The sequence below is a fragment of the Streptosporangium sp. NPDC048886 genome, from assembly GCF_055586905.1.
On sequence record NZ_JBVJHH010000001.1, the window covers coordinates 209,102 to 234,046 of the forward strand.

General features: G+C 71.4%; 28 protein-coding genes. 13 read left to right on the plus strand and 15 right to left on the minus strand.

Annotation, left to right across the window (positions count from 1 at the left end; translation table 11 throughout):
- The first annotated feature begins 19 nt into the window (after nucleotides 1-19).
- A complete protein-coding gene (locus ACZ6R6_RS00905; protein ID WP_470089079.1) occupies nucleotides 20-1,564 on the plus strand; it encodes a PucR family transcriptional regulator in 1,545 nt (514 codons plus the stop codon).
- A gap of 94 nt (nucleotides 1,565-1,658) precedes the next feature.
- Here the strand turns inward: ACZ6R6_RS00905 and ACZ6R6_RS00910 are convergent, their stop codons facing one another.
- The 7 genes from ACZ6R6_RS00910 to ACZ6R6_RS00940 all read right to left on the minus strand — a co-directional run bounded on the left by ACZ6R6_RS00910 (nucleotide 1,659) and on the right by ACZ6R6_RS00940 (nucleotide 9,700).
- Nucleotides 1,659-2,660 (minus strand): adenosine deaminase, encoded by a 1,002-nt coding sequence (locus tag ACZ6R6_RS00910; RefSeq protein ID WP_470089081.1) that lies wholly within the window; start codon nucleotides 2,658-2,660, stop codon nucleotides 1,659-1,661.
- Nucleotides 2,661-2,662: 2 nt separating this feature from the next.
- Complete coding sequence (locus ACZ6R6_RS00915; RefSeq protein ID WP_470089083.1) at nucleotides 2,663-4,411, minus strand: adenine deaminase; 1,749 nt, start codon at nucleotides 4,409-4,411, stop codon at nucleotides 2,663-2,665.
- A gap of 32 nt (nucleotides 4,412-4,443) precedes the next feature.
- Nucleotides 4,444-5,805, minus strand: a complete 1,362-nt coding sequence (locus ACZ6R6_RS00920; protein WP_470089084.1) for a purine-cytosine permease family protein — start codon at nucleotides 5,803-5,805, stop codon at nucleotides 4,444-4,446.
- Between the two features lie 122 nt (nucleotides 5,806-5,927).
- Nucleotides 5,928-6,806, minus strand: coding sequence for a 1,4-dihydroxy-2-naphthoate polyprenyltransferase (locus tag ACZ6R6_RS00925; protein ID WP_470089086.1), 879 nt, complete (start codon nucleotides 6,804-6,806; stop codon nucleotides 5,928-5,930).
- Between the two features lie 81 nt (nucleotides 6,807-6,887).
- On the minus strand, nucleotides 6,888-7,499 hold the full coding sequence (locus ACZ6R6_RS00930) for a GNAT family N-acetyltransferase (protein ID WP_306856950.1): 612 nt from the start codon (nucleotides 7,497-7,499) through the stop codon (nucleotides 6,888-6,890).
- 131 nt (nucleotides 7,500-7,630) lie between these two features.
- A complete protein-coding gene (locus ACZ6R6_RS00935) occupies nucleotides 7,631-8,224 on the minus strand; it encodes a CGNR zinc finger domain-containing protein (RefSeq protein ID WP_470089087.1) in 594 nt (197 codons plus the stop codon).
- Between the two features lie 63 nt (nucleotides 8,225-8,287).
- Nucleotides 8,288-9,700 (minus strand): aminotransferase-like domain-containing protein, encoded by a 1,413-nt coding sequence (locus ACZ6R6_RS00940; protein ID WP_470089089.1) that lies wholly within the window; start codon nucleotides 9,698-9,700, stop codon nucleotides 8,288-8,290.
- Here ACZ6R6_RS00940 and ACZ6R6_RS00945 point away from each other — a divergent pair.
- The 3 genes from ACZ6R6_RS00945 to ACZ6R6_RS00955 are packed head-to-tail and all read left to right on the plus strand — an operon-like array spanning nucleotide 9,699 to nucleotide 12,456.
- Nucleotides 9,699-10,652 (plus strand): DMT family transporter, encoded by a 954-nt coding sequence (locus ACZ6R6_RS00945; protein ID WP_470089090.1) that lies wholly within the window; start codon nucleotides 9,699-9,701, stop codon nucleotides 10,650-10,652. The two genes, ACZ6R6_RS00940 and ACZ6R6_RS00945, sit on opposite strands and share 2 nt — an antisense overlap.
- A 58-nt stretch (nucleotides 10,653-10,710) precedes the next feature.
- On the plus strand, nucleotides 10,711-11,733 hold the full coding sequence (locus tag ACZ6R6_RS00950; protein ID WP_470089091.1) for a hypothetical protein: 1,023 nt from the start codon (nucleotides 10,711-10,713) through the stop codon (nucleotides 11,731-11,733).
- A 6-nt stretch (nucleotides 11,734-11,739) separates the two neighbouring features.
- Nucleotides 11,740-12,456, plus strand: a complete 717-nt coding sequence (locus tag ACZ6R6_RS00955) for a YoaK family protein (protein WP_470089093.1) — start codon at nucleotides 11,740-11,742, stop codon at nucleotides 12,454-12,456.
- Here ACZ6R6_RS00955 and ACZ6R6_RS00960 read toward each other — a convergent pair.
- Nucleotides 12,418-13,224 (minus strand): SGNH/GDSL hydrolase family protein, encoded by an 807-nt coding sequence (locus ACZ6R6_RS00960; RefSeq protein WP_470089095.1) that lies wholly within the window; start codon nucleotides 13,222-13,224, stop codon nucleotides 12,418-12,420. The two genes, ACZ6R6_RS00955 and ACZ6R6_RS00960, sit on opposite strands and share 39 nt — an antisense overlap.
- Nucleotides 13,225-13,714: 490 nt before the next feature.
- On the opposite strand from ACZ6R6_RS00960, the gene ACZ6R6_RS00965 reads away from it, so the two are divergent.
- The 6 genes from ACZ6R6_RS00965 (at nucleotide 13,715) to ACZ6R6_RS00990 (ending at nucleotide 16,678) form a co-directional block, all read left to right on the plus strand.
- Entirely contained in the window at nucleotides 13,715-14,143 is a 429-nt protein-coding gene (locus ACZ6R6_RS00965) for a hypothetical protein (RefSeq protein ID WP_470089097.1), read from the plus strand.
- A 228-nt stretch (nucleotides 14,144-14,371) separates the two neighbouring features.
- On the plus strand, nucleotides 14,372-14,848 hold the full coding sequence (locus ACZ6R6_RS00970) for a peroxiredoxin (RefSeq protein ID WP_470089098.1): 477 nt from the start codon (nucleotides 14,372-14,374) through the stop codon (nucleotides 14,846-14,848).
- A gap of 125 nt (nucleotides 14,849-14,973) precedes the next feature.
- Complete coding sequence (locus ACZ6R6_RS00975; RefSeq protein WP_306856963.1) at nucleotides 14,974-15,276, plus strand: putative quinol monooxygenase; 303 nt, start codon at nucleotides 14,974-14,976, stop codon at nucleotides 15,274-15,276.
- 158 nt (nucleotides 15,277-15,434) lie between these two features.
- Entirely contained in the window at nucleotides 15,435-15,800 is a 366-nt protein-coding gene (locus ACZ6R6_RS00980) for a type II toxin-antitoxin system RelE/ParE family toxin (protein WP_470089100.1), read from the plus strand.
- A 27-nt stretch (nucleotides 15,801-15,827) separates the two neighbouring features.
- Nucleotides 15,828-16,238 carry a helix-turn-helix domain-containing protein gene (locus tag ACZ6R6_RS00985; RefSeq protein ID WP_470089102.1) on the plus strand — a complete coding sequence of 137 codons (411 nt, stop codon included), beginning with the start codon at nucleotides 15,828-15,830 and terminating at the stop codon, nucleotides 16,236-16,238.
- Complete coding sequence (locus ACZ6R6_RS00990; RefSeq protein ID WP_470089104.1) at nucleotides 16,238-16,678, plus strand: DUF6941 family protein; 441 nt, start codon at nucleotides 16,238-16,240, stop codon at nucleotides 16,676-16,678. The genes ACZ6R6_RS00985 and ACZ6R6_RS00990 overlap by 1 nt, the downstream gene beginning before the upstream one ends.
- 134 nt (nucleotides 16,679-16,812) lie before the next feature.
- Here the strand turns inward: ACZ6R6_RS00990 and ACZ6R6_RS00995 are convergent, their stop codons facing one another.
- Together ACZ6R6_RS00995 and ACZ6R6_RS01000 are read right to left on the minus strand one after the other, a co-directional pair.
- Nucleotides 16,813-17,523: a transglutaminase domain-containing protein gene (locus ACZ6R6_RS00995; protein WP_470089105.1), complete on the minus strand. Its 711-nt coding sequence runs from the start codon at nucleotides 17,521-17,523 to the stop codon at nucleotides 16,813-16,815.
- A gap of 88 nt (nucleotides 17,524-17,611) precedes the next feature.
- On the minus strand, nucleotides 17,612-18,760 hold the full coding sequence (locus tag ACZ6R6_RS01000) for an epoxide hydrolase family protein (protein WP_470089107.1): 1,149 nt from the start codon (nucleotides 18,758-18,760) through the stop codon (nucleotides 17,612-17,614).
- Between the two features lie 62 nt (nucleotides 18,761-18,822).
- On the opposite strand from ACZ6R6_RS01000, the gene ACZ6R6_RS01005 reads away from it, so the two are divergent.
- On the plus strand, nucleotides 18,823-19,776 hold the full coding sequence (locus ACZ6R6_RS01005; protein ID WP_470089109.1) for a helix-turn-helix transcriptional regulator: 954 nt from the start codon (nucleotides 18,823-18,825) through the stop codon (nucleotides 19,774-19,776).
- Nucleotides 19,777-19,799: 23 nt separating this feature from the next.
- Here the strand turns inward: ACZ6R6_RS01005 and ACZ6R6_RS01010 are convergent, their stop codons facing one another.
- Nucleotides 19,800-20,336, minus strand: a complete 537-nt coding sequence (locus ACZ6R6_RS01010; RefSeq protein ID WP_470089111.1) for a GntR family transcriptional regulator — start codon at nucleotides 20,334-20,336, stop codon at nucleotides 19,800-19,802.
- A 50-nt stretch (nucleotides 20,337-20,386) separates the two neighbouring features.
- Nucleotides 20,387-20,872 carry a winged helix-turn-helix domain-containing protein gene (locus ACZ6R6_RS01015; RefSeq protein WP_470089113.1) on the minus strand — a complete coding sequence of 162 codons (486 nt, stop codon included), beginning with the start codon at nucleotides 20,870-20,872 and terminating at the stop codon, nucleotides 20,387-20,389.
- Nucleotides 20,873-21,010: 138 nt separating this feature from the next.
- On the opposite strand from ACZ6R6_RS01015, the gene ACZ6R6_RS01020 reads away from it, so the two are divergent.
- The gene (locus tag ACZ6R6_RS01020; protein WP_470089114.1) at nucleotides 21,011-21,304 is read left to right on the plus strand and encodes a hypothetical protein; all 294 of its coding nucleotides are present in this window, start codon (nucleotides 21,011-21,013) and stop codon (nucleotides 21,302-21,304) included.
- A gap of 411 nt (nucleotides 21,305-21,715) precedes the next feature.
- Here the strand turns inward: ACZ6R6_RS01020 and ACZ6R6_RS01025 are convergent, their stop codons facing one another.
- Nucleotides 21,716-22,357 carry a JAB domain-containing protein gene (locus tag ACZ6R6_RS01025; protein ID WP_470089116.1) on the minus strand — a complete coding sequence of 214 codons (642 nt, stop codon included), beginning with the start codon at nucleotides 22,355-22,357 and terminating at the stop codon, nucleotides 21,716-21,718.
- Between the two features lie 386 nt (nucleotides 22,358-22,743).
- Nucleotides 22,744-23,616, minus strand: a complete 873-nt coding sequence (locus ACZ6R6_RS01030; protein ID WP_470089117.1) for a LysR family transcriptional regulator — start codon at nucleotides 23,614-23,616, stop codon at nucleotides 22,744-22,746.
- A gap of 83 nt (nucleotides 23,617-23,699) precedes the next feature.
- Between ACZ6R6_RS01030 and ACZ6R6_RS01035 the strand changes: the two genes are divergently transcribed.
- Nucleotides 23,700-24,071, plus strand: coding sequence for a DoxX family protein (locus ACZ6R6_RS01035; RefSeq protein ID WP_470089119.1), 372 nt, complete (start codon nucleotides 23,700-23,702; stop codon nucleotides 24,069-24,071).
- Between the two features lie 208 nt (nucleotides 24,072-24,279).
- On the opposite strand, the gene ACZ6R6_RS01040 is transcribed toward ACZ6R6_RS01035, so the two are convergent.
- Entirely contained in the window at nucleotides 24,280-24,909 is a 630-nt protein-coding gene (locus ACZ6R6_RS01040) for a TetR/AcrR family transcriptional regulator (RefSeq protein WP_470089121.1), read from the minus strand.
- Nucleotides 24,910-24,945 lie beyond the last annotated feature (36 nt).

The window sequence follows — 24,945 nt, forward strand, 5'->3', positions numbered from 1 at the left end:
CCGCGGCTAACCTACTGGTATGCGCCTGCGGGACCTGTGCCAGGTCGATCACCTGGGGCTGAAGGTGCTCAGCGGCCACGATCTGCTCGACCGCCGGGTCCGTGGCGTCGCGACCACCGACCTGATCGAGCCGGGCCGCTTCCTCAAGGCCGGTGAGCTCGTCCTGACCGAGCTGACCTGGCATGACGGCCCCGAGTCCGCCGGGCGGTTCGTGGCGGCGCTGGTGGAGGCCGGGGTCGCCGCGCTCTGCTCCGGCACCGCGCTGAAGGTCCCGCCGGCCGATCTCATCGACGCCTGTGCCGACGCGGGGCTGCCGATGCTGGCGCTCGGCGTCGACGTCTCCTTCAGCGCGCTCACCGAATACGTGCTGCGCGCCCTGATCGACGAGTTCGGCTCCGCCCCGGCCCGGCCCTACGGCTCCCGCAGGAGGCTGGCCAGCACGCTCGTGGACGGCGGGAGCCTGAGCAAGGTCGTCACCACGGTGGCGGGGGAGCTGGACGTGCCCTGCTGGGTGATGTCGGCGACCGGCCGGGTGGTCGTGGGCTCGCAGCCGCTGCCGGCCGGGGCGGGCGGGCGGCTGGCGCACGCGTTCCTGTCCGCGCGCTTCCTGCCCGGTACGGCGGCGCAGGCCGACGGCACGGTGCTGTCGGTGTTCCCGGTCAGCAAGGGGGCGCCGCACCGGATCGCCAACTGGTTCCTGGCCTACGCCGGGGAGCAGGTGCGGGCGGGCGGCGAGCACGAGGACCTGATCGTGGAGCTGGCCGCGCTGGTGGCCCTGGAACGCTCCCGGCTGGAGGCGGCGCAGCGGATCGAGCGACGGGTGCTGGACCAGCTCCTGGGACTGCTCGCCTCCGGCGACGCGAACCTGCCGGGCGTGGTCTCCCGGCTGCACACCCTGCACATCGAGACCGAGCACGGCCTGCTGGCCGTGGCGCTCGCGGTCGAGGGGGCCGACCGGGCCGAGGAGGTGGGCGTCGCCGTGCTCGACGAGCTGCTGCGCCCGCTGGCACCGGGGGTGGCGACGGCGGTGGGCCGGGAGGCGGTCGCGCTCGTCCCGCTGGCGGGCAACACCGCCGCCGAGCTGACCGCCCACATGCTGGCCGGGGCGGCCACGCTGGAGGCAGGGCTGGGCCAGGCCCGGATCACGATCGGCGTCAGCAGCGTCACCACGGGACCGGCCGCGCTGAGCAGCCTGATCGAGGAGGCCCGGCACGCCCGCACGCTGGCCGAGCTGGGCGAGGGCCGGGTGTCGGCGATCACCGGCGCCGATGTCAGCTCCCACCGCTCGCTGATCGCGGCGATCCCGGGGGAGCTGCGCCGCTCGTTCCGGACGCGGCTGCTGGGGCCGCTGGAGGAGTATGACGCGGCCCACCAGACGGACCTGGTCGAGACGCTGGAGACGTTCCTGGAGGAGTCGGGTTCGTGGGCGGCGACCGCCGACCGGCTCCACGTCCACGTCAACACGTTGCGCTACCGGTTGAAGCGGATCGAGGAGCTGACCGGACGCTCGCTCAACGCCCTGGACGAGCGGGTCGACTTCCTGCTGGCGCTCAGGATGCGCTAGCCGCTCACGGCGCGTCCCGAGCGTCCTGAGCGCCCTGGGCGGCGGCGCTCAGGGCGCGGGGGCGGGGCAGACCCCAGGGTGCGGGGCCGGAGCCTCAGGGAGCGGCGTAGGCGTCGAGTTCGGCGAGGTAGGCGTCCTTCAGGTGGCGGGGGAGCCAGGTGATCTCGAAGGCGTTCCGCTCCAGCTGGACGAGGTCCTCCCGGGAGAGGTCGAGCGCGTCGGCGAGGGCGATGAGGTTCTCCTGGACGTAGCCGGTGAAGTAGGCCGGGTCGTCGGAGTTGACCGTGACGCGCAGGCCGAGGTCGAGCATCCGGCGGACGGCGTCGGCCTTCATCGAGTCGGTCACGTAGCCGTTGGAGATCGGGCACACGGTCAGGCCGAGGCCCCTGGCCTTGATCGCCTCGACGAGCGCGGGGTCCTCCAGGGCGTTGACGCCGTGGTCGATGCGGTTGACGCCGATCTCCTCGATGGCCTGGCGGATGTGCTCGGTGGAGTTCTCCTGGTCGACGTCGCAGTGCATCGTCAGCAGATAGCCCTCCTGCCGGGCCCGCTCGTAGACGGCCTTGAACTTGACCGGAGGGTTGCCCTTCTCGTCGGAGTCGAGGCCGACGCCCACGATCCACTCGCGGTAGGGAAGGGACTCCAGCAGCGTCGCCATGGCGTACTCCGCCTGGAAGTCGCGCAGGAAGCACATGATGAGCTGCGCCTTCACCCCGAGCTGGGTCTCGGCGTCGATCAGCGCCCGGCGCAGGCCGCGGATCACGAGGTCGAACGGCACGCCGCGCGAGGTGTGGGCCTGCGGGTCGAAGAAGATCTCCGCGTAGCGGACGTTCTGCGAGGCGGCCTTGCGCAGGTAGGCCATGGCCAGGTCGTAGAAGTCGGGCTCGGTGCGGAGCACGTCCATGCCCTCGTAGTAGATCTTCAGGAACGACGGCAGGTCGTCGAAGGAGTAGGCCGCCTTGATCTCCTCGACGGAGGCGTAGGGCAGCTCGATGCCGTTGCGCCCGGCGAGCTCGAACTTGAGCTCCGGTTCCAGGGTGCCCTCGATGTGCAGGTGGAGCTCACACTTGGGCAGGCCCGCGATGAAATCCGTCATTGTCAGCTCCAGGAGAGGATCGGGTCGATGACCTCAAGTTTGACGCAGTCCACCAGGCCGAGGTCGGTGATGGCGTAGTCGGGGATCGCGGTGATCGACAGGAAGAACAGATACATGAGCGGGGAGGGCAGCGCGCAGCCCAGCTCGCGGGCCAGGTCGTCCAGCCGGCTCTCGGCCTCGGCCATCTCCACGGCCGGCAGGTCGGAGACGATGCCGCCGACCGGCAGCGGCAGCAACTGCCGGACCTCGCCGTCCACGACGACGGCCTGGCCGCCGCCGGCCCCGGCGACCGTGTTGACGGCCAGGGCCATGTCGGAGCGGGAGGCGCCGACGCAGATGATGTTGTTGTCGTCGGGGGCGGCGCTGGTCGCGATGGCGCCCCTGGTGATGCCGTAGCCGCTGACCAGGGCGACCGGCCGGTTGGCGGTCTTGCCGTACCGCTCGACGACCGTGATGTAGAGCGCGTCCTGCTCCACGGACGGCTCCACGATCCCGCCGGAGACCGGGAGTGTGACGTCGTGCCGCTTGCGCACGAACACCTGCTCGGGGGTCATCCTCATGGTCAGCGCGGTGACCTCGGTGGCGCCCTCGGGGGCGCGCAGCACGATGTCGCCGGCGGTCAGCTCGGGGACGGGGAAGGGCCGCACCTCGCCACGGGAGGGGGGCGTGGAGGGGGTGATCATCGCGCCGTCCCTGGCGACCAGGGCGCCGCCCGCCACGACCTCGCGCACCCGGAAGTCCGCCAGGTCGTCCACGATCAGCACGTCGGCGTACCGGCCGGGGGCGATGCTGCCCACCAGGTGGTCGATCCGGTACATCTCCGCGCAGTTGACCGTGGCCATCTGGATGGCGGTCACCGGGTCCACGCCCGCCTTGACCGCCATCCGGACCAGCTTGTCCAGGTGGCCCCCGGCGAGCACGTCGGCGGCGTGCACGTCGTCGGTGCAGAAGGCCACCCGGCGCGCGCCGACCTGGGAGACGACCTTGATGTTCTCCTCCAGGAAGTGGGCGACGCTCGACTCGCGCACGATGGCGTAGATGCCCCGGCGGAGCTTGTCGAGCGTCTCCTCGGCGGAGTAGGACTCGTGGTCCAGGCGGATCCCGGCGGCGGCCAGGCCGCTGATGCGGCGCGGGTCCGACAGCGGGGCGCAGCCGAAGACCGGCAGCCGGTGCCGCTCGGCCAGGTCGAGCGCCTCCATGACGGCCTCGTCGCCGTGCTCGACGAACTCCTGCACGGTCTCCCAGATGCCGACGCACTCGGGCCATTCGTGGGCCTGGCGGTGCTCGGCCGGGCCGAAGGTGTGCCCGACGGTCGACTCCGGGACGGTGTAGGGGGCCTTGGCGGGCGCGCCCCACCAGACGCGCATGCCGGTCCGGGCGGCCTCGTCCAGGAAGCCCCGCACGCCGGGCAGGCCGTCCACCACGAGGATCTGGTCCAGGCCGGAGACGACGCTGGTGGTGCCGTAGGGGACGACCAGGTCGGCGAAGCTCGTCACCGAGAGCTTGCTGCACTCGATGTGCAGGTGGCCGTCGATCAGGCCGGGGACGAGATAGCCGCCCGCGGCGTCGATGATCTCCGTCTCCGGGCCCCGGGGGAGGTCGGGGCCGACGGCGGCGATGCGGGTGCCGCTGATGCCGATCTCGGCGGGGTAGGTCTCGCCGGTCAGCACGTTGACGAGGACGCCGTTGGTGATGATCGTGTCGGCGGGACGCCGCCCGTAGGCGACGTCGAGCAGGGTGCGGTCGACCATTTTGGCTGTGATGCCTTTCGGATCGGATCGGGTCAGGCGGCGACGGGGACGGGGACGGGACGGCGGTCGAGCGCGGCGTACACCAGGCCCGCCACGAGGAAGCCCGCGAAGATGCTGAAGTCGGAGCCGCCGGTGGCCTGGGAGAGCGGCCCGGTGAAGGCCGTGGAGTTGATCCAGAGCGCCGCCGCGACCATGCCCGTGACCTGCGCGGCGATGCCGCTCCAGCGGATGCCGCCGCTGCCGTGGTACGGCCCGCCGTCGGCGAACAGGCCCTCGGCGTCGTAGCGGCCCCGGCGCCGTAGCCAGTCGGTCAGGTAGATGCCCGCCCAGGGGGCCAGCCAGATGATCAGCAGGCCGAGGAAGGTGTTGAGCATCGTGTTGAAGGAGTCGGAGAACACCGCCACACAGGTGATCGCGACACAGATCACCAGGTCGAGCACGACCGCGACGGACCGGCTCAGCTTGATCCCGGAGGCCTGCAGGTTCAGGCCGGAGGAGTAGAGGTCGGTGGTGTTGACCGCGAACAGCGTGACGATGGCCAGCAGCAGGTAGGGAACCACGAACCAGGACGGCAGCGCGCCGGGCAGGCCGGAGATCGGGTCGCCGGCGTCCTTGACCACGGTGGCGACGGCCGCGCCGAGCGTCATCAGCAGGATGTACGGCACGAGCCCGCCGAACATCGCGTAGCCGAAGACGGCCTTCTTGCTGGAGTCCGCCGGCAGGTAGCGCGAGTAGTCGCTGCCCAGCGGGGCCCACGACAGCCCGCCGGCCGACATGACCAGCGCCACCGCGATGGTGAACGTGGCGAAGTCGGCGCTGTCGCCCGGGGCGATCTGCACCTTCGGCCCGATGAGCACGCCCATGACGGCGAACATCGCGACGAACACCCAGGTGAAGTATTTCTGCGCCTTCATCACGGCGGCGTGCCCGATGAGCGGCAGCACGAGCTGGATCAGCGCCGCGACGACGATCACGGCGATCTTCAGGGCGGCGCTCTGGTCGGTGATCCCGGCCTGGTCGAGCAGGGCCAGCGAGGCGAAGGTGATCAGCACCATGCCGCCGGCCTCGAAGCCGACCATGTTGATCCAGCCGAAGAAGCTGAGCGCCCGGGCGCCCTTGGGGCCGAACGCGGCACGGGAGACCGCCATCGTGGAGGTGCCGACCTCCGGCCCCTGCAGGCTGGTCAGGCCGACCAGCGGGAAGGCCAGCAGGTTGCCGATCACGATGGCCATGACGGCCTGCGGGAAGCTCAGGCCCAGGGAGACGACGACGGTGCCGTAGACCAGGGTGAAGATGCCGAGCGTGGTGCCGCTCCAGAGGAAGAGCAGATCACGCGGCCGGCCGTACCTCTCCGACGGCGAGACCAGCTCGATCCCGCGTTGCTCGACGGCCACGGAGCCTCCAACTTTGTCATTGAACATTCACATTCAGTGAACCAAAGGGGAGGCCGTGCTCCTGTTGTCGAAGAGCACGAGTCTGGGGGAGCCCGTCTGTAGCGGTCTCCAAGGTGATCGTTCTACAGGGCCTGGAGCGCCAGGCCGGCGGTGAACAGCAGGCCGTAGACGAGCTGGAAGCGGCCGGTCTGCTGGAGCGTGGCGATCAGGGCGGGGCCGGTGGCGCCCTGCCTGACGGCCCGCACCGGGGTGATCGCGAGCGGCGCGGAGAGCACGGCCAGCGCCGCGAACGGCTGCCACGGCGTCATGGCCGCCGCGATGACCAGGGGCAGGACCAGGCAGAGGGTGTAGAGCGTCCGGGTGCGGCTGTCGCCGAGCACCACGGCCATGGTGCGCTTGCCGGCCGGGCCGTCGGTGACGATGTCGCGCAGGTTGTTGACCACCAGCATCGCGCAGGCCAGCAGACCCACCGGGACCGAGGCCACCAGAGCCGTCCAGGGCAGCCATTCGAGCTGCACGAACGCGGTGCCCGCCACCGCGACCAGGCCGAAGAAGACGAACACCGAGATCTCGCCGAGCGCGCGGTAGCCGTAGGGCCTGGAGCCGCCGGTGTAGAACCAGGCCGCCGCGATCGACACCGCGCCGACCAGCAGCAGCCACCACGCGCCGGTGGCCACGACCAGCACCAGCCCGGCCGCCGCGGCGGCCAGGAAGCAGCCGAGGGCCGCGGTCAGGACCTCCCGGGGCGCGGCCGCCCCCGAGCCGACCAGGCGCATCGGGCCGACCCGCTCGTCGTCGGTGCCGCGCACGCCGTCGCTGTAGTCGTTGGCGTAGTTGACGCCGACCTGCAGGGCGAGCGCCACGAACAGGGCGAGCAGGGCCCGCCACCAGACCGCCCCGCCGTATCCGGCCGCGAGGCCGGTGCCGACGGCGACGGGGACGACGGCGGCGGGGAGGGTGCGCGGACGGGCTCCGGCGATCCACTGGCTCGGGGTGGCCATGGTGTTGCGGGTTCCTCTCGGACGGCCGCCGCCGGGCCGGTGGCCAGCCGATGGCGCTGGCTCCGGCCGACGGCCGCGGCGCTAGCTGATGTCGGTGGCCAGGCGGATCATCCGCACCGGCCGGCCCATGTTGAGGACCCGTTCGGCCCCGTCTTCGCCCCAACCCGCCGACTCCAGGAAGCCGAGCGGGCCGTGGTTGTCGGCGAACACCCACGTCACGATGGTGTGGTAGCCGTCGTCACGGAGGTAGTCGACCGTCGCGTTGAGCAGGCGGCTGCCGTGCCCGCGCCGGATGTGGTCGGGGTCCACCAGGAAGGTGAGCATCTCGGCGGTGGTGGTCGGGTCGAGGTCGGGATCCTCGGCGGGGGCGTGCGAGGCGAGGCCCACCACGCGCTCGGCGCCCCGCATCGCCGCGGCGGCCTCGATCCCGCCGGGGCCGAGGGCGGGGAAGGCGTCGGTGTCGAGGACGACCTGCTCCACCGCGACCAGCACACGGTGCCGTGAGGACGGCGGGGTGATGATCGCCTCGTCCCACTGGCGCCGCCACATCTCCTCGGCGGCCGGGCCGGTCATCTGCTCCAGCGGCCCCTCGGGCAGGAAGTCCCGATAGCCGTATTTCCAGGCGCGGATCTGGGTGCTCGTCACCGCGGCGACATCATCGTGCCGAGCCGCCCGCACGCCTACGTCTGCCATCTCGGCCCGCTCCTTCTCTGCCGTCTGCCGTCGCCTCAGAAGCACTGTCTCGCGGGTCTCGTGCCACGCGAGCGGGCATCAGGCGGGTGGATCCCCGAGACAGGCCCCTACACCGTATCGGGGAATCCGACTCAGAGATGACGCGAGCCCGTCTCGGTCTGACGGCGAGCCCGATATGCCCGAGTCTTGGTGCGGTTGCCGCAGACCCTCATGGAACACCAGGACCGCGAGCGGTTCTTGGAGGAGTCGACGAACGCCCACTGGCAGGTGCTCTCGGTGCACACCTTCAGCCTCGGCCACATCCCGTCGGCGTGCGCGCCCATCACCGCGGCCGCGATCCTGGCCAGCCCGCCGGGGACCCCGGCCGAGACCGGTTCGAGGACGGGGCCGGCGGCCGTCAGGGTGACCCGCAGGGGGAGGGCGGCGAAGGAGGGGGGCGGCTCGGGGTCGCGGGCGCGAGCGCCGTGGTCGTGGCCTTCGGAGCCCTCGTGGTCGCGGTCGGCGCGGTCGCGGCCGTCGTGGTTGCGGCGCAGGGCCTCGCGCAGGGCCTCGCGCAGGTCGACGGCCAGGGCGAGGTCGGCGTCGTCGGCCGTCTCTCCCGGGCCGATCAGATCCCGCCGGCCGAGCCACGCGGCCAGCGCGGCGGGGGACGGGATCGCGTCGGCCCCGCTCTCGACGTCGTAGCTGTTGACGAAGTCGCACACCAGGTCGGAAGGGCTGTTCATCTGTTCGGTCACCTCTCCGCAACCACTGTATGCCATTAGGGGGTGGTGTTCAGTGAGACACCGTCATAATGCTTTGAGTGGTGTCTGCTCGATCGCCGTCGCCAGCCGCCGGACCCCCTCGGCCAGCTCCGCCAGGTGGACGGCCGAGGAGTGGGTCACCCGGATGTGGGGGCCCGGAGGCTCGGCCGGGTAGTAGATGCGTCCCGGGCTCACCAGCACGCCCGCCCGCCGGGCCGTCTCCACCACGGCGTCCTCGTCACGGTCGGGCGGCAGCCGTACCCACAGGTGCAGGCCGCCCCTGGGGACGAGATGGATCTCGGCGGCGGGGAGCCGGGCGGCCAGCGCGGTGGCGAGCGCGTCCCTGCGGACCGTCAGCTCGGCGCCCAGCGCGGCCAGGTGGCGCCGCCAGGCGGGCGAGCCGACGAACTCCAGCGCCGTCTCCTGCAGCGGCCTGGCCACGAAGAACGACTCCACCACCTGGCTCGCCCGCAGCCGCCGCGCCGCCGGGCCCCGGGCGACGACCCCGGCGACCCGCATGCTGGGCGACAGGACCTTGCTGAGCGAGTTGACGTGCACGACCGTGCCGTGGGCGTCCAGCGTGACCATCGGCGGCGGGGCGGGGGCGGCGGTGAAGTGCCGGGCGTAGTCGTCCTCGACGACGAACGCCCCGGCCGCCCGGGCGATCGCGAGCACCTGCCGGCGCCGTTCGAGCGTGAGGGTCGCGCCGGTGGGGTTGTGCAGGGTCGGCTGGCAGAAGAAGACCCGCGCGCCCGTGACGGCGAACGCCTCCGCCAGCAGCTCGGGCCGGACCCCGTCGCGGTCCATCGGCACGGCCGTCGCCCGCAGTCCGGCCGCCCGGGCGGCGGCGAGCGCGCCCGGGTAGGTCGGGGTCTCGACGAGGACGGGGGTGTCCGGGGCGGCCAGGGCGCGGAAGGCGTGGGTGAGGGCGGACTGGCCGCCGCTGACGACGAGGACGTCCGAGGCGGTGACGCCGCCGCCCACCTCCCGGGCGAACCACCCGCGCAGCTCGGCCAGGCCGGTCAGCGGCGGCAGCTCCCAGGCGCCGGGGCGGCGCAGCGCGCGGGAGGCGGCCGCGGAAAGGGCCCTGGCGGGGCGCAGGGCCGGGGTGAGATAGCCGCCGGTGAGCGGGATGACGCCGTCCGGCGGGGGAGTCAGCAGGCCGCTCACCGTGGCGTCGTCCACCACCCGGTCGCCCAGCGCCACCGTCTGCCAGGACAGGTCCGCCGTGTCGCCGGAGCGGGGGGCCGCGGAGGCGACGTAGGTGCCGCTGCCGGGCCTGATGACCACCCGTCCCTCGGCGGCGAGCTGGCCGAGCGCCCGTGAGACCGTCACCGGGCTCACGCCGTGCAGCCGCATGAGCTCCCGGCTCGACGGCAGCCTGTCCCCGGGCCGCAGACGCTCCGTCACCTCCCGGATGATGGCCGCCAGACGGACGATACTGCTATCGTCATTCATGATGGATAAGAGTAGCGCTATTGTCCCGAATCGAGTAGCGGTCGCCCCGGTTGCGGGCGTCGGGACCGGTCCGTCCGCCTCTCCGGGTACGGCGTGGCGCGGGACCCTGCTGGCCGGCCTCGGCGTGCTGTCGTTCTCGGGATCCTTCCCGGCGACGGTCTTCGCGATGGAGGGGTTCGACCCCTACCTCGTGGCGATCGGCCGCGCCGCGCTGGCCGCGGCGGCGGCGCTGGCCTTCCTGCTGGTGGCCCGGGGGCCGCTGCTGCCGCCCAGGTCCCACCTGCGGTCCTATCTCGTCATCGCGGCCGGCGTGGTGTTCGGCTTCCCCGTCTTCAGCGGGCTGGCGCTCGACGCCGGGGCCAGCACCTCCCACGCCGCGGTGGTCATCGGGCTCCTGCCCGCCGCCACCGCCGCCTGCGCCGTCCTGCGGGGCGGGGAGCGGCCCAGGCCGCTGTTCTGGGTGGCCTGCGGCCTGGGGGCCGTGGCGATCACGGCCTTCACCGTCAGCCGCGGCGGCGGCCACGTCACCGGGGCCGACCTGCTCCTGGTGGGCGCGCTGCTGTCGGCCGCGGTCGGCTACACCGAGGGCGGCCGCCTGGCCCGCGAGACCCCCGGCTGGCGGGTGATCTCCTACGCCCTCGTCGTCGCCGCGCCGCTCACCGTCCCCCTGACGGTCGCGCTGGCGCTGACCACGGACCCGCGGCCCAGCGCGGTGTCGCTGGCCGGATTCGCTTATGTGGGGCTGGTCTCGATGTTCCTCGGCTTCATCCCCTGGTACGCGGGCCTGGCCGCGGGCGGGATCGCCCGGGCCGGGCAGACCCAGCTCGTGCAGCCGCTGCTGACGCTGCTGTGGGCGTGGCTCCTGCTGGAGGAGCGGTTCGGCCCGGTGACGGTCGCGGCCGCGCTGGCCGTGCTCGTGTGTGTCGCCATGAGCCAGCGGGCACGCTCTTGAAGGATGTGACATCCAGGCGCAGGATGTGAGCTGTAGCTGTCACAAAAGGGGTGAAAGCATGGCGGACCTATCGATTCCCGAAGGTGGCTTCTGGCCCGCTCCGGAGATCCCCCAGCCGAACATCTACCCGATGGAGTGGCGGGTCGAGACGGACAAGCTGGCGGCCATCTACGAGAAGTCCAAGCGCATGGTCTGGAACCCCGCCGACCTGCCCTGGGACGGCCTCGACCCGAGCGACTTCACCCCCGAACAGCGCCTGGGGATCATGTACTGGTTCGCCGTGCTGGCCAACTTCGACGCCTCGGGCCCGGCCGTCTTCGCCCGGGCCACCATCCAGGCGTTCGAGAAGCACGAGGAGGATCCGGTCCGCAAGTGCTTCTTCTCGATCACGCGTGACGAGATGAACCACGAGGAGTGCTGCCAGCGCACCATCGCCAAACTCTGGCCGGGCGGGCCGCTCGACTGGAGCCCCGCCACCGACCTGGAGAGGGCCGCCCACAACAACATCGGCTGGCTCTACCACAACGGCGGCCGCTACTGGACGGGCTACAACAGCGCGGTCGGCAAATACACCCTGCCGGTGCTGTTCACCAGCTTCATGATGGGCGAGATGGCCGCCTCCACCCTGTTCCGCGGGATGGCCACCGGCACCACCCACCCGGTCTTCGGCGAGATGTTCCAGCGCATCGGCCGTGACGAGTCGCGCCATCTCCAGATCTGCATGACCATCCTGGAGAACGAGTGGCCCGGCCTCACCGACGACACCCGCACGCTGATCACCCGCCAGCTCCGCGCCGGGTTCGTCTTCCTCTCCATGATCCTCTGGGAGCCGCCGGGCGGCTTCTGGGAGCTTCCCCCCTACTTCCTGCACAACCACCGCGTCCTGATGGACCACGCCCGCGACGCCGGACTCGGCGTGCTCTCCTACGAGGAGCAGGCCGACAACTGGCGCGTGGCGATGGCCCGGATCCGCGCCATCGTGGAGCGCTGGGGCATCGAGTTCCCCGCCATCCCCGAGCTCGACATCGAAGGCGTCGAGGTCGACTTCCTCGACCCCGAGGACATCATCCCGGTCTTCTGACCCCCGGTGACCACCATCGGCGGCGGAGCGGCCGCGCCGGCGCGGCGGTGGAGCTACGCCGTCCTGGTCCTGCTGACCCTGGCGGCGGGCGCGATGGACGCGGTCGCCTTCCTGGCGCTCGGAGGCGTCTTCACCGCCAACATGACCGGCAACCTGATCCTCGTGGCCCTCGTCGGCGGCGAGGACTGGCAGCTCCGCGCGGTGCGTTCGGGCACCGCGTGCGTGATCTTCTGTATCGGCCTCCTCGCCGGTTTCGCGGCGCCCGGACGCGGCAGGGCGGGCGAGGCGTGGCCGCCGGCCGTCACCGTCCTGCTCCGGGCCTGCCTCGCGCTGCACGCCGTCTTCCTCGCCGGTTGGATGCTCTGCGACGCCGTACCCGGAGCGGCCTGGACGCTCCCGCTGATCGCGGTGGCCTCCTGCGCCATGGGCCTGCAGGCGGCCGCGGCCCGGCGCGTCGACGTCGCCGGCATCACCGCCACCTTCGTCACCGGCACCCTCACCTCGCTGATGCGCTCGCTGGCCGGGCGCAGCACCGTCGACGCCGCGCGCCGCGCGGTGGTCGTCCTGGCCCTCGTCGCCGGCGCGCTCTGCGCCGCGCTCCTGCTGCGCCTCGCGCCGCTCTGCGCGGGCGCGCTGCCGCTGCTGTTCACGCTCCTCGCGCTCGCCACGGTCGCGGCGGGCCGGTCAGCCCGCCGCGGAGGCGACGGCCGGCAGGTAGCCTGAGGACTGCCCGCGCTTGTTCGGGTGGTAGGACTGCCAGGCGTCGTCCGGCGTGATGCGGGTGACCCACTCCCGGCCGATCCCGCCGAGGGCGCACACCCCGTGCCCGGCGAAGGCCTCACGCACGTCGACGTAGTGGAAGCCGGCGCTGTCGGCCTGCTCCCGGATGACCGCGTTGACGCGGTCGGCGAGCTGGTTCACACCCCTGCGCCGCCACTCGGCGACGGCGCAGTCAGGGGTGTGGTCCGGCTCGAACAGCCGCGGGTAGCCGACGACGAGGACCTCCGCCTCCGGGGCGGCCGCACGGACGGCCCGGTAGGTCCAGGCGAGTTTGCCGGGGAGCTCCTGCTCGGTGAACCGGTCGGCGTCGCCGAGGGCGCGCTCGCAGTCCTCCGCGTCGCCGTCGGCCACGACGCAGTCGACGACGGCCGCCTCGAAGCCGGCGTCGTCGCCGCCGATCGTGAGGGTCACCAGAGTGGTGTCATCGCTCAGGGCGTCGGGGATCTGCCGGTACACCACGTCGTCGGTCACCGCGCCGCCGCAGGCGCCGTACTCGAAGGTGTCGGGGCGGTGGGCGCGGGCCCACAGGACCGGGTAGGAGTTGGCGCTGCGACGGCACAGCCCGCTGTCGGGGTCGTAGTCCCCGGCGCCGGAACCGGAGGAGAAGGAATCTCCCAGAGCCGCGTAGTGCTCCGCCGCGACGGGTTCGGCGGCGGCGCCGGAGGCGATCAGAGGGGTGGTGGCAAGGATTGCGAGAAGCTGGTGACGCACGGGATTCTCCTGTGACCAATGCGAGTGATCATAACGATCATCAATGTATTCGTCACTTTGCGCCGCGTCGCCTGGGCGCGCGGGCGGGGCGGCGGCCCGCCGCGGAGAACGGCCCCGCCGGATCGGGTACCGTGCGAGACCCGGAGTGGTGTCGACCACCTGGCGCGCGGAACCGTTTTATCTGATTAATTTTCCGGCAAATTCATCGTCAAATATCTTCCGTCCCGACGGTGTGGCGGATGATCGCTCGAAGTACCTTCCGGGCCAGGTCAGAAGCCCTAATGGACCGGTGTCCGGCTCCATCGGAGGTTTTCGCGGCCCGCGGCCGTGCCGCCGGCGGCCACCCGGTCCCGCCGGGCGTGGGGGTCGGCGGAAACTCAAGAACACGCAAAAGGCAGTTATGCTTTCGTGTATTAGAAAATCTTGATATGTCAACCGAATCGGGGCAAATCAAAACAGGTGACAGTGCCTGCCATCGAAAGGTCGATCAATGAACAACGACGCCGTGTGGGTACGGGGCGTAACGGGCATACAACTGCACCACACCACAGACCTCCAGGACGCCGGCCGGTTTCTCGGCAATGCGGTGATGGCGCTGCGGGCCGCGCACGTACGGACCGGTGACGACCGGTACTCCGGCCTCGCCGCTCAGATCAAGACCATGGTGGCGGAGGCGCGGGTGCTGGAGAGCCAGGCCCGGACGAGCATGGAGGGGCTGCACTCGGCCGATCCCGAGCGGTTCGTCCGCTGCCGCGACGGTGAGGAGCCGTGGCCCGACGAGATCCAGCCGGGATTCGTTCCGCGCCACACCTGCAGGGATCAGTGCCTGTACCACGACCACGATGTCCTCGACGCCATCATGCAGTGCATCTGCGGGCGGCCCCCGTGCCGGGCGTGCGCCATCGACGGCACGGCCTGAGCCGGACCCGCACCGGGTCCGGCGGCGGGCGCGGCGCGCCCCGGCCGCCGTCCGCCGCGATGCCCGCCTACGGCACGACCGGACGGGCCCGCCGCGGTGAGAACGCCGGAGAACTGTTCCTGGAGTGACGATCTCTCCCACAATGGGGGGTCGGGACACCAGCCCCGGTCCCGCCGCCCGCGCAGTTTCCGGGCGGGGAGGCTCTTCGGTGACACAGGAGGAAATGTCGTGAGTGGAAGTCCCGCGGTCGGAGACGTGGTCGAGGATTTCGAGCTTCTCGACCAGACCGGGACCCCGCGCAGGCTCACCGATCTCCTGGCGGACGGGCCGGTGGTGCTGTTCTTCTACCCGGCCGCCATGACGTCGGGGTGCACGGCCGAGAGCTGCCACTTCCGGGACCTGGCCGACGAGTTCGCCGCGGTGGGGGCGGTCCGGGTCGGGATCAGCCGCGACGCGGTCGACCGGCAGCGGCGTTTCGCCGAGACCTACGAGCTGGGCTTCCCCCTGCTGTCGGACCCCGACGGCACCGTCGCCCGGCGGTTCGGCGCCCGGCGCAGCATCGCGGTGGGCCCCTTCCTCACCCGCCGCATGACCTTCGTCGTCGATGTGGACCGCCGTCTCCTCGAAGTGATCCACAGTGAGACCGGCATGCAGGCCCACGCCGACCGGGCCCTGGAAGTCTTGCGATCACGGGCCGGAGCGTGACCTGGCGGGGACGGTCACGCCCTTTTGCGTAGAGGTCCCGGGACAGCGCGCGGTGTAGCCGTGACCCAGCGCCGGAGACGCTCAGGGGAGACAGCCGAACCTTCCCGGATCCGGCAGGAGGATGCATGGTCAGCCTGGGATTTCTCGTTCCGCTCGAAGCCAAGCCCGGCAAGGAGGCGGAGGTGGAGCGCTTCCTCGACGAGGCGCTCCACCTCGCCGAGGCGGAGCCCGAGACCGTCGCCTGGTTCGCGATCCGTCTGAGCCCGTCGCTCTACGCCATCGTCGACTTCTTCCCCGACGAGTCCGGCCGTGAGACCCACCTGTCCGGCGAGGTCGCCAAGGCCCTCATGGAGAAGGCTCCGGACCTCTTCGAGAAGGCGCCGAACATCATCAGGACCAACGTCATCGCCGCCAAACTGCCGGGGTAGCCCCCGGCGGACGCCCCGCCGCCGGTGACCGGCCCTGTGCCGCCGTCCCCGCTGTCGCGTCGGCCTGCCGGGCCGGTGACGCGTCGATGCGTGCCGTGGCCGGAGCGGAGCGTTACATTCGGCACCTCGGTCTTGATCGGCGCGGCCATGAGGCGGGGGTGGGTGTGGACAGGCCGGAGGCCACCTGGCTGCTGTACGCGTCCGCCTCCGGCGAGCCCGTGGTCAGCAAGGAGGTCCGCAAGGTCCTGGAGGGCGGTCCTCCGCTGAAGGAGCTCGGCGCGTTGATGACGCGGATCCAGCTCGGGAGGGCGCTGCCCCGCGACACCGGCTCCCTGGGCGGGGGGCTGTACGAGGCCCGGCTGAGCCACGAGGGGACGGAATACCGGCTCTACTACGCCCTCGGCCGGCAGCGGGAGCACGTGCTGCTCGGGCTCGCCTTCCACAAGAAGGGCGGGCGGGGCGCTCAGGACCGGGCCAAGGAGCTTGCCGGGAGGCGGCTGGCCGACTGGCTGCGGAGGATATAAGGTTGAACCGATACGAGGGGGCGCACCGTGACCGACCCGCAGGTCGCCGAACTGCTCGGCATCGATCTGGACGATCCCGAGGTGCGGCGCGAGAACGAGGCCATCGAGCGCGACATGCGGCTCATCGAGACCCTGGTACGGCTGCGCAAGGCGCAGGGGCTCACCCAGGCGCAGGTCGCCGAGCGCATGGGCCGCAGCCAGCCGGCGGTCTCGGACTTCGAGCGTCTGGGGGGAGACCCCCACCTGTCCACGGTCCGCCGCTACGCCCTGGCCGTCGGCGCCGACATCGCCCACCTCGTCCGGACCCCGGGTGGTCCGCGGACGCAGACCCAGGCCGCCCCCGCCCGGATCCACCTCGACGGCGCGGGCGGCACCACGGCCGCCCGGGGCGCGACGGGCGGGGTCGTCAGCCTGGACCTCACGCAGGCGGCCGGCTGATGCAGGGGTTCCTGGTGCTCTGCGACTCGGCGAGCACCGACCGGGCGACCGGGAAGATCAGCATGCTGGGCGCCGGATGGTCGCTGACCGGGCCGGAGCTGCCCTCCACGGCCATCGCGGGCTTCCTCCGCGTGCCCTGGGAGGAGGCCGGGGCAGACCTCGACTTCACGCTCGGCCTGGTCGACGAGGACGGAGAGCCGGTCATGGTGCCCGCGGCAGAGGAGGAGCGGCCGCTGCGCTTCAGCGGGCAGCTCGCGGTCAACCCGGCCGACGCCGAGCTCGACGGACTGGCCAGGAGCCTCGACATCCACTCCAGCTTCGCCATCAACGTGCACTCGCTCTCGCTCGGGCCCGGCCGCTACACCTGGACCCTGGAGGTCGACGGCCGGGAGCTCGCCTCGGTCACCTTCGGCGTCCGACCCGACCCGGCCGCCGGATAACCGCTCCGCCCCGCACCCCCCGGCCGCTGACGGATCCTCCCGACAGGGCGACGACGGCACGGCTCAGGACAGGGACCGTCGCCACGGACCCGCCGAGGACGCCTGGGCGCGCACCGCCCCCGCCGACCCGGCGCTCAGGCCGCCCGACGGCTCATGACGAGGTCCGCGACGATACGGACCGGCGGGCACAAGGTCTGACCGCCCATCCTGAACAGCTCGTCGCGGGAGTCGAAGTAGCCCAGATCGGCCAGTACGTGGCCCGACAGGTCGCACGCCGAGCAGGTGACACCGTCCCAGTCCACGGCGGTGCGGGCGACCGCGTCGAAGAGCGTCTCACCGTCGGCGTTGGTGAACCCGCCACCCGCCCGCAGGGTGTCCAGGTCGCCGTAGAGCTCCGAGACGGCCGTCCACCGGCCGTCGAGGAGGAACTCCGGCCAGGCGAGCACCACCTGGCGGGGGATCAGCGCCCGCAGCCGGGGGAACCGCGGATCCCAGAAGCGCCCCTCCACCAGCAGTCCTCTGACCCGGCTGGCGATCCCACAGGCCCGTGCCACGGCTTCCAGCACCGCCAGCCGCTGGCTGCACGACCCACGCCCCAGGGCGAGCGTCCTGGAGGCGGGCTGCGCCTCGTTCATGGCGTACACCGGGCGCACCCGCGCGGCGATGAGGCGGTGGGCTGTGATCAGCAGATCCCGGCCCGTCCCGGCGCCCGTGTTCTGGACTTCGGCCGCCAACTCCAGGATCCGGGGATGCCCCCGGTCGAGGATGGGCGTGGCCGCCAGCCCGCCTCCGGCCGTCGCCCGGCGGGGAGCGGTGGCGCGGCGACGGCGTGATGGCGAGAGCATCGGCTCCATTCCATGATCGTGTCTTGGGTCCATGATGCACCGGTGACGCCCGCCGTGTGCCCCGGATCGGGCGTGGCCGCCTGGGCGGCTACCGCGGGCGCACCGTCCGGAAGAACTGCCGGATGTCCGAGACCAGCAGGTCCGGAGCCTGGAGCGAGGCGAAGTGCCCGCCGTGGGGGAACCGCGACCAGTGGGTGATCGTGTTCGACAGTTCCGCCAGCCCGCGGATCGCCCGGTCGCCGAGGAAGTTCGCCACACCCGTGGGGACCGGTGAGGGCGCGGGACGCCGGCCCCACGCCTCCGATCCGGCCTCCAGGTAGAGTCGCGCGGCCGAGCCCGCGGTCGCGGTCAGCCAGAAGATCGTGACGTTGGTCAGGACGGTGTCCCGGTCGACGGGGGGCCGCTCCGTCCGGGTGGGATCCCAGTCCACGAACCATTCCAGGTTCCACGCGAGCTGTCCGGCCGGGGAGTCGTTGAGCGCGTAGGCGATGGTCTGCGGCCGGGTGGACATCTGGGTGGCGTAGCCGGAGTGGCCGTACCACCACCTCTGGTTCCGCGCGGCCTGTTCCCGCTCCGCCGCGGAGAGCGTGTCCAGTTCGCCGGGGTCGACCGGGGTCGCGGCGTTGGCCAGCGCGTTGACATGGACGCCGATGACGTGTTCCCGGTCGATCCGGCCGAGCTCCGGGGAGACGATGCTGCCGAAGTCGCCGCCCTGGGCGCCGTAGCGGTGGTATCCCAGCCGCCGCATCAGCTCGGCCCAGGCCCGCGCCGTACGGTTGACGCCCCAGCCGGTCTCCCGCGTCGGCCCGGAGAACGCGAAGCCCGGCACCGAGGGGGCGACGACGTGGAAGGCGTCCGCCGGGTCCCCGCCGTGCGACCGGGGGTCGGTCAGCGGTCCGAGGACGTCGAGGAAGTCGTACACCGTGCTCGGCCACCCGTGTGTGACGACCAACGGGACGGCGTCCGGCTCGGGCGAGCGCACGTGCAGGAAATGCACGTTCTGGCCGTCGATCTCCGTGGTGAACTGCGGGACCCTGTTGAGGCGGGCCTCGTGCCCGCGCCAGTCGTAGCCGGTGCGCCAGTGCTCGACCAGCTCGACGAGGTAGTCCTTGTTCACCCCGTAGGTCCAGCCGACGCCGGGGAGTTCGTCCGGCCAGCGGGTGCGGGCCAGCCGGTCGCGCAGGTCGTCGAGTCCGGCCTGCGGGACGTCGATGCGGAAGGGCTCTACTGTGCTCATGCCGCCGACGATGTGCCCTGTATAGGACAGCTCCGGTCCTGTACATCGGCGACAGTGGAGGAATGCTGGAGACTTCCGCTCGACTGCTGCGGCTGCTGTCGTTGCTGCAGGTGCGCCGTGACTGGTCCGGAACGGAACTCGCCGGGCGGCTGGGCGTCACGACCAGAACGGTCCGCCGCGACGTCGACAGGTTGCGTGAGCTGGGATACCCGGTGCACGCCTGGAAGGGGCCGGTGGGCGGTTACCGGCTCGGCGCCGGCGCCTCGCTGCCCCCGCTGCTGCTGGACGACGAGGAGGCGGTAGCGGTCACGGTCGGGCTGCACACCACGGCGGCGGGCCATGTGTCGGGGGCCGAAGAGGCCTCGCTGCGCGCCCTGGCCAAGATCGAGCAGGTGCTGCCGTCCCGGTTGCGGCCCCAGGTGGTCGCGCTGAAGGGCGCGGTGGTGACGATGCCGCCGGGCAGCGAGCCCACCGTGGAGGCGGCGGCGCTCACCGCGATCTCGGCCGCGATCCGAGCCGGTGAGCTGCTCCGTTTCGACTACGTCAGCCACCACGAGACCGAGTCCCGCCGCGCCGTCGAGCCGCATCGTCTGGTCTGCTGGGGGCGGAGGTGGTATCTGGTCGGATGGGACGTCGAACGGGCGGACTGGCGCACCTTCCGGGTCGACCGGATCTCGCTGCGGACGCCCAACGGTCCTCGGTTCGCCCACCGCGAGCCCCCCGACGGTGACGTGGCCGCCTACCTGCGCAGAACGATGGGCTTCGAGATGTGGCCGCTGCGCGCGCGGTTGCGGGTGCACGCCTCCGCGGCCGAGGTCGCCGCGCGCGTCAACGGAATGGTGACCCCTGTCGACGACCACACCTGCCTGCTGGAACTCGCCGCGGACTCCTTCGACCCCGTCGTGCTCGTGCTGAGCACGCTCGACGCCGACTTCGAGGTCGAGTCACCACCCGAACTCGTCCGGCACATCCGCAGGCTGTCCACCCGCTTCGCCGACGCGGTCGCCCACGACTGACCGGGAACCCAGGGGGTGTTTCTTCATCGCGCTGAGTCGGGCCGGTCTTCGGCGGGTGACACGTATGTGCCGCGATGGGGCACGGTGTAGACCCAACCCTGCTCCCGGAGGAGACCGACCGCGCGACGCGCCGTCTCCCGGGCGACACCGTGCTGCTGCATCAAAGTGCTCTCGCTCGGTATGGGGCGCCGGGGTTTGAGGTCGCCGCGTCTGATGCGACCGGCCAGGTCGTCGGCGATCGCCCGGTAGAGCGGTGCTTTCTTCGGTTCACGCCGGGCCTGGCCGGGCGGGCCGACGAACGTGCCCTCGCCCTGTGCCGTATGGATGAGACCCTCGTCCCGGAGCATCCTGACCGCTCGCCGGGCAGTCGTCCTGGCGACGCCGAACTCGCTCCGCAGTTCGGCCTCACTCGGTACGGCATCGCCGAGAGCGAGCTGACCTCCAAGAACGCGTCGCCGAATGACGTCGGCTATCTGAACGTACAGATGGGTGTCGCCCTCGCGATCCAGCACAGCCACACGGTAGCGGGGCGGCCCAAGCCATGGGGTGGTGAACTCCACCAATTGATATGAGTGCTAGACCTATGGTGACCGCTTTGTGGATATCTTGGTTATTTTGTCGGGCCGGGCCAGTTTTCGGCGGGCGACACATACGTGCCGCGATACTCCACGGTGAACACCCACCCCTGATCGCGCAGGAAGGCCATCGCCTGGCGCACCGTGGCCTTCGCGACACCATGCTTGCGCATCAGTTCCTTCTCGCTGGGGATGCGCCGGTTCGGTAGCAGTTCGCCCGCCTCGATCTGGCTTCGAATCCCCGCCGCTATCTGCTGATAAACGGGAATCTGGTCGGCCGGTCGTGGAGTTCCCGGTTCGCCGACGAAGGTGCCCTCCCCCTGGACTGTGTACGCAAGACCTTGCTCTCGGAGTTCTCGCGCGACTCGGCGTGCCGTCGTCTTGGCGATGCCGTACTCGATCTCGAGTTCGGCCTCACTGGGCACGGCCTCGCCGGGTCCGAGGTCGCCGGCCACGATGCGCGTGCGGATCATCTCGGCGACCTGCTTGTACACCGGCACTGGGCCCTCACGGTCAAGCATGCCCCGCATGATAGACCAAAAGGTACGTCTAGCCAGAATCTAGACGTCTGCTCAACTAATGAATAGGTGTAGTGGACCACTGGGATTAAGGTGAACTAAGCTGCCTGAGAGGTCGCGCGAGGACTGAGGGGACAAGTGGTGGCCGTGGTGTGGAAGGAGCGGCATCACGGGCATCATCTCGGGCCGTTGCAGGCGGTGCACGAGCTGATCGACTGGCGGCCGGAGCGGCCGAGGGCCGATCGGGTGCGGGTGAAGGAGCACACCTGTGACTGCCGGGCGACCTTCTACGAGCTGTGTCAGGCAGGCGGATTGATGTTCGTACGGCGGACGCATCGGCTGAGAGGAGCGGTGACCGTGCACGAGTCGCCCTGGGCGCTCTCGCGCCAGGTGGAGGAGCTGTGGCTCCGCCTGCTGATGGGCAGCGCCCGTTGACGGCCGGACAGCCGTGCTCGGCTGCGGGGCGCGTGTCGCTCCGCCCGGGCGTCCCATGAGCTCCCTGCCTCTCCGACGGGCCATGACGGTCGGGGAGGCAGGGCGGTGGTCCCCGCGTCCGTTGAAGGGCGGACGCGGGGCCACCACGTGAAACTCCCCGGTGGGCTTCCCTTCCCATCACCCGCCGGGGTGCTGTCCTCAGCGGGCATCCCACAATCCGACCGCTGAGGACCGGCGGTGGTCCCGTGTCAACCGGGTGGCACGGGGTCACCGCCAAGCGAGCCCCTCACCAAGCGAGACCCTCATGTGGAACCGCCCTTCAGGAGGCCGCCGTCCACCCGGGCCGGCGTCGAGCGGGGCCGCCGGCCACCTGGGCCGACGCCGGGCGGGCGGTTCCCGGCCGGGCCGCCGTCAGGCGGCGATGCGGCGCCAGGCGGTGTCGGTGACGATCACGTGGTCGAGGAGGCGGATCCCGACGGTCTCGGCGGCCTCGCGGAGGCGGACGGTGACCTCCAGGTCGGCCGGGCTGGGTTCGAGGGAGCCGCTGGGGTGGTTGTGGGCCAGGCCGAAGGAGGCGCCGCCGGAGGTGAGGACGGTGGTGATGATCTCCCGGACGGGAGCCGGGGCGTGGTCGCTGCCGCCCTCGCTGGCGATCGCCTTGCGGGTCACCGCGCCGCTCGGGTCGCAGACCACGACGACCACGCGCTCGTGGCCGAGGCCGCGCAGCAGCGGGGAGGCGACGGCGGCCAGGTCTCCCGAGCAGGTGATCCGGCGGCGCTCCGGCTCCGACTGCGCCTGCCGTACGAGGTGGAAGGCGGCGACGACCCGGGCGGCCTTGGCCGGGCCGATGCCGGGGACCGACATCAGGCGGTGGGCGTCGGAACGGGCCAGGCCGCGCAGGTCGCCGCAGTGGGCGATCAGGTGGGAGGCGAGCTCGACCGCGTTGGTGCCCCGGCTGCCCGAGCCGATCAGCAGGGCGAGCAGCTCCCGGTCGGCCAGCGCGGTCGCGCCACCGGACAGCAGCCGCTCGCGCGGCTGGTCGCTGGGGGGCATGTCCTTGACGCGCAATCGGCACCTCCGGCTTGGAAAACCAGCTCGGTTGTACCAGGCGGCACCGACATTCCGGCCCGAAGGACGGGCCGTGCCCCGGCGTCCTTCACGGACACCGGCGTGCGCCCTGCCCGAGGGAAGAACGGGGTCGTTCGCAAGGCCATCAGCACGAGCATGGCCATGCGCGTCCTGCCCGTGGGAGAGGCGGGGGGCGGCGACCCGCGTCACCCAAACCCAAGCCGAGTTCGCCTGTACGGCGTGCGGGCATGCCGCGCACGCCGACGTGAACGCGGCCGTCAACATTCTCAGGGCAGGGCTTGCCCTTCGCCGGGCTGCGGAAGCGGCTTAGCGAGAAGCCGCTCTTTCAGGGAGCGGAGGAGCCACCCGCTTCAGTCCGGATCGCGGGCCAGTGCTTCACGCAGGCGCCTGACGGCCTCCCTGCCGTCGTGGGCGTGCCAGGCCAGGGCGACGCGGTGGCGCGGGGCAGGACGGAGGGGGCGCCAGACCAGCTCGGGATGTACGGCCTTGGCGGCGGGAACCAGCGAGACCAGGTCGGGTTCGGCGGTGAGCAGCAGGACGATGGTGCTGAGCCGCCGACTCGGGCACACCTGGACCTCGGGCCGCCATCCGGCCATCGTGCAGGCGTCCAGTACATGGTCGTAGTAGCCCGGGGCCTCCTCGCGGGCGAACCAGAGCAGGCGCTTGCCGGCGAGGTCGTCCGCCGAGAGCCCATCCGGAAGACGCGACCGGTTACCGGTGATCACGCCCAGAGGCTCGTCGGCCAGACGGAGCAGACGCAGGTCCGTGTCCTCCACGGGTTCGAGAAGGAGCCCGAGATCGAGCTCGCCTCGGCGCAGCAGATCGGTCTGCTGCGCACAGGTGGCGTCGTGGAAGGCGGTCTTCACTCCTGCGGCCGTCGCGGCGGCGCGCACTCGACTCAGCGGGCCGGAACTTATTCCTGTGGACACCCCGATCCTGAGTGCGGACTCGGAGCCGGAGGCGCGATCCCGGACGTGACGCAGGTGCCGTTCGGAACTCGCGAGCAGATCTCGCGCCGCGTCCAGCGCTGCCGCTCCCGCAGGCGTCAACAGCACCCCGCGCGGGGTGCGCTCCAGGAGAGGAGTGCCGACCGCCTTCTCCAGAGCCTTGATCTGCTGGCTCAGTGACGGCTGAGCGATGTGCAACCGGCGGGCTGCCCGGCCGAAATGCAGTTCTTCGGCCACTGCTTGGAAATAACGCAGCCGGTGGAGGTCCCATGCCATTCCGGCAATGATAGGCGGAGCCTATCGGACGAGTGGGAACCGGTCTTGGACGGTCGAGTCGGCGTCCGTGTGGACTAGGGGCCGTGTCTATCGTCTTGTGGGTGTTCCAGGGACTGCTGTCCCTGCTGTTCCTCGCCGCGGGTGGCCTCAAGCTCACCAGGCCGCTCGAGGCCCTGACCGGGTTGATGCCATGGGTGGAGGACTTCTCCCGGCTCCAGGTCGCCGGAATCGGGGTCCTGGAGATCTGCGGTGCGCTGGGCCTCATCCTGCCCGGGATCACCGGGATCGCGACCATGCTGACGCCGCTTGCCGCTGCGGGGTTGGTGATCATCATGGCTGGCGCCACGGTCACGCATCTGGGCAGAGGAGAGGTGCATCTGATCGCCGGAAACCTGGTCGTGCTCGCCATCGCGGCGATCGTCGTGTGGGGGCGTCTGAAGTCGTGGCCGCTCTGAGAACCGCCCGACGCCTCCATGCCGAGAAGGGAGGTCTCCGCGATCCGTCGCAGGGTGGCGGGGGCTGAACCGATCGCGATCAGTTCCCTTCCCGAATGTCGATCTCCTCGAGTTCCGCCACCGTCGGCGGGTCGGTCCAGGCCGACCCGCCGACGGTGGCGGCCGCCGTACGGGCCGATGGGGAGACGCGGTACGGGTCGGAGCGGCGTCAGCGGGCGGTCAGCGCCCGTTCCAGGGCGTCGAAGGCCCGGTTCAGCAGGGCGATGTGGTCGTCGATGACGTCGTCGAAGCTCTCGCCGGCGAGGATCCTGCGGGCGGTGGTGACGTAGGTCGTGCGGTAGGCCGAGACGACCAGTGCCGCCGCCACCCGGGGCCACGGGTCGCCGGGACCGGCTCCGGAGGTCTCGGCGAACAGCGAGCCGAGCAGGTCCTCCAGGCCGTCCACCAGCTCCCTGGCCCGTGCCTGCAGAGCCGGGGAGTCGAGTATGACCTGCCAGAAGAACTGGTAGCCGTCGCCGACCCCGCCCAGGGGATGGCGCCGCTCCAGCAGGTCCAGCAGCATGCGGCGCAGCGCGGCCAGCGGCTCCTCGCCCTCGGGGCGCTCGCGGACCGCGCGGGTGATCAGCTCGGCGGCCTCGGGGAACCGGTCGAGGAAGAGGTCCTCCTTCTTCGGGAAGTAGTTGAAGACCGTCTTCGTCGAGACGTCGGCCGCCTCGGCCACCTCGGCGACCGTGACGTTGTCGAACCCGTGCCGGATGAAGAGGCCGGAGGCCACGTCCGAGATCGCCTTGCGGGTCTGCTGCTTCTTCCGCTCGCGGAGTCCAGGCTCATAGCTCACGGAATCACTATAGTTGATAAAAACTTCTAGTCACAG

Coding starts and splice junctions, on each gene's coding strand:
- ACZ6R6_RS00905 (WP_470089079.1), top strand. CDS start 20: ATGCGCCTGCGGGACCTGTGCCAGGTCGATCACCTGGGGCTGAAGGTG.
- ACZ6R6_RS00910 (WP_470089081.1), bottom strand. CDS start 2,660: ATGACGGATTTCATCGCGGGCCTGCCCAAGTGTGAGCTCCACCTGCAC.
- ACZ6R6_RS00915 (WP_470089083.1), bottom strand. CDS start 4,411: ATGGTCGACCGCACCCTGCTCGACGTCGCCTACGGGCGGCGTCCCGCC.
- ACZ6R6_RS00925 (WP_470089086.1), bottom strand. CDS start 6,806: ATGGCCACCCCGAGCCAGTGGATCGCCGGAGCCCGTCCGCGCACCCTC.
- ACZ6R6_RS00930 (WP_306856950.1), bottom strand. CDS start 7,499: ATGGCAGACGTAGGCGTGCGGGCGGCTCGGCACGATGATGTCGCCGCG.
- ACZ6R6_RS00935 (WP_470089087.1), bottom strand. CDS start 8,224: ATGAACAGCCCTTCCGACCTGGTGTGCGACTTCGTCAACAGCTACGAC.
- ACZ6R6_RS00945 (WP_470089090.1), top strand. CDS start 9,699: ATGATGGATAAGAGTAGCGCTATTGTCCCGAATCGAGTAGCGGTCGCC.
- ACZ6R6_RS00940 (WP_470089089.1), bottom strand. CDS start 9,700: ATGAATGACGATAGCAGTATCGTCCGTCTGGCGGCCATCATCCGGGAG.
- ACZ6R6_RS00950 (WP_470089091.1), top strand. CDS start 10,711: ATGGCGGACCTATCGATTCCCGAAGGTGGCTTCTGGCCCGCTCCGGAG.
- ACZ6R6_RS00965 (WP_470089097.1), top strand. CDS start 13,715: ATGAACAACGACGCCGTGTGGGTACGGGGCGTAACGGGCATACAACTG.
- ACZ6R6_RS00975 (WP_306856963.1), top strand. CDS start 14,974: ATGGTCAGCCTGGGATTTCTCGTTCCGCTCGAAGCCAAGCCCGGCAAG.
- ACZ6R6_RS00990 (WP_470089104.1), top strand. CDS start 16,238: ATGCAGGGGTTCCTGGTGCTCTGCGACTCGGCGAGCACCGACCGGGCG.
- ACZ6R6_RS00995 (WP_470089105.1), bottom strand. CDS start 17,523: ATGCTCTCGCCATCACGCCGTCGCCGCGCCACCGCTCCCCGCCGGGCG.
- ACZ6R6_RS01000 (WP_470089107.1), bottom strand. CDS start 18,760: ATGAGCACAGTAGAGCCCTTCCGCATCGACGTCCCGCAGGCCGGACTC.
- ACZ6R6_RS01005 (WP_470089109.1), top strand. CDS start 18,823: ATGCTGGAGACTTCCGCTCGACTGCTGCGGCTGCTGTCGTTGCTGCAG.
- ACZ6R6_RS01015 (WP_470089113.1), bottom strand. CDS start 20,872: ATGCTTGACCGTGAGGGCCCAGTGCCGGTGTACAAGCAGGTCGCCGAG.
- ACZ6R6_RS01025 (WP_470089116.1), bottom strand. CDS start 22,357: ATGCCCCCCAGCGACCAGCCGCGCGAGCGGCTGCTGTCCGGTGGCGCG.
- ACZ6R6_RS01030 (WP_470089117.1), bottom strand. CDS start 23,616: ATGGCATGGGACCTCCACCGGCTGCGTTATTTCCAAGCAGTGGCCGAA.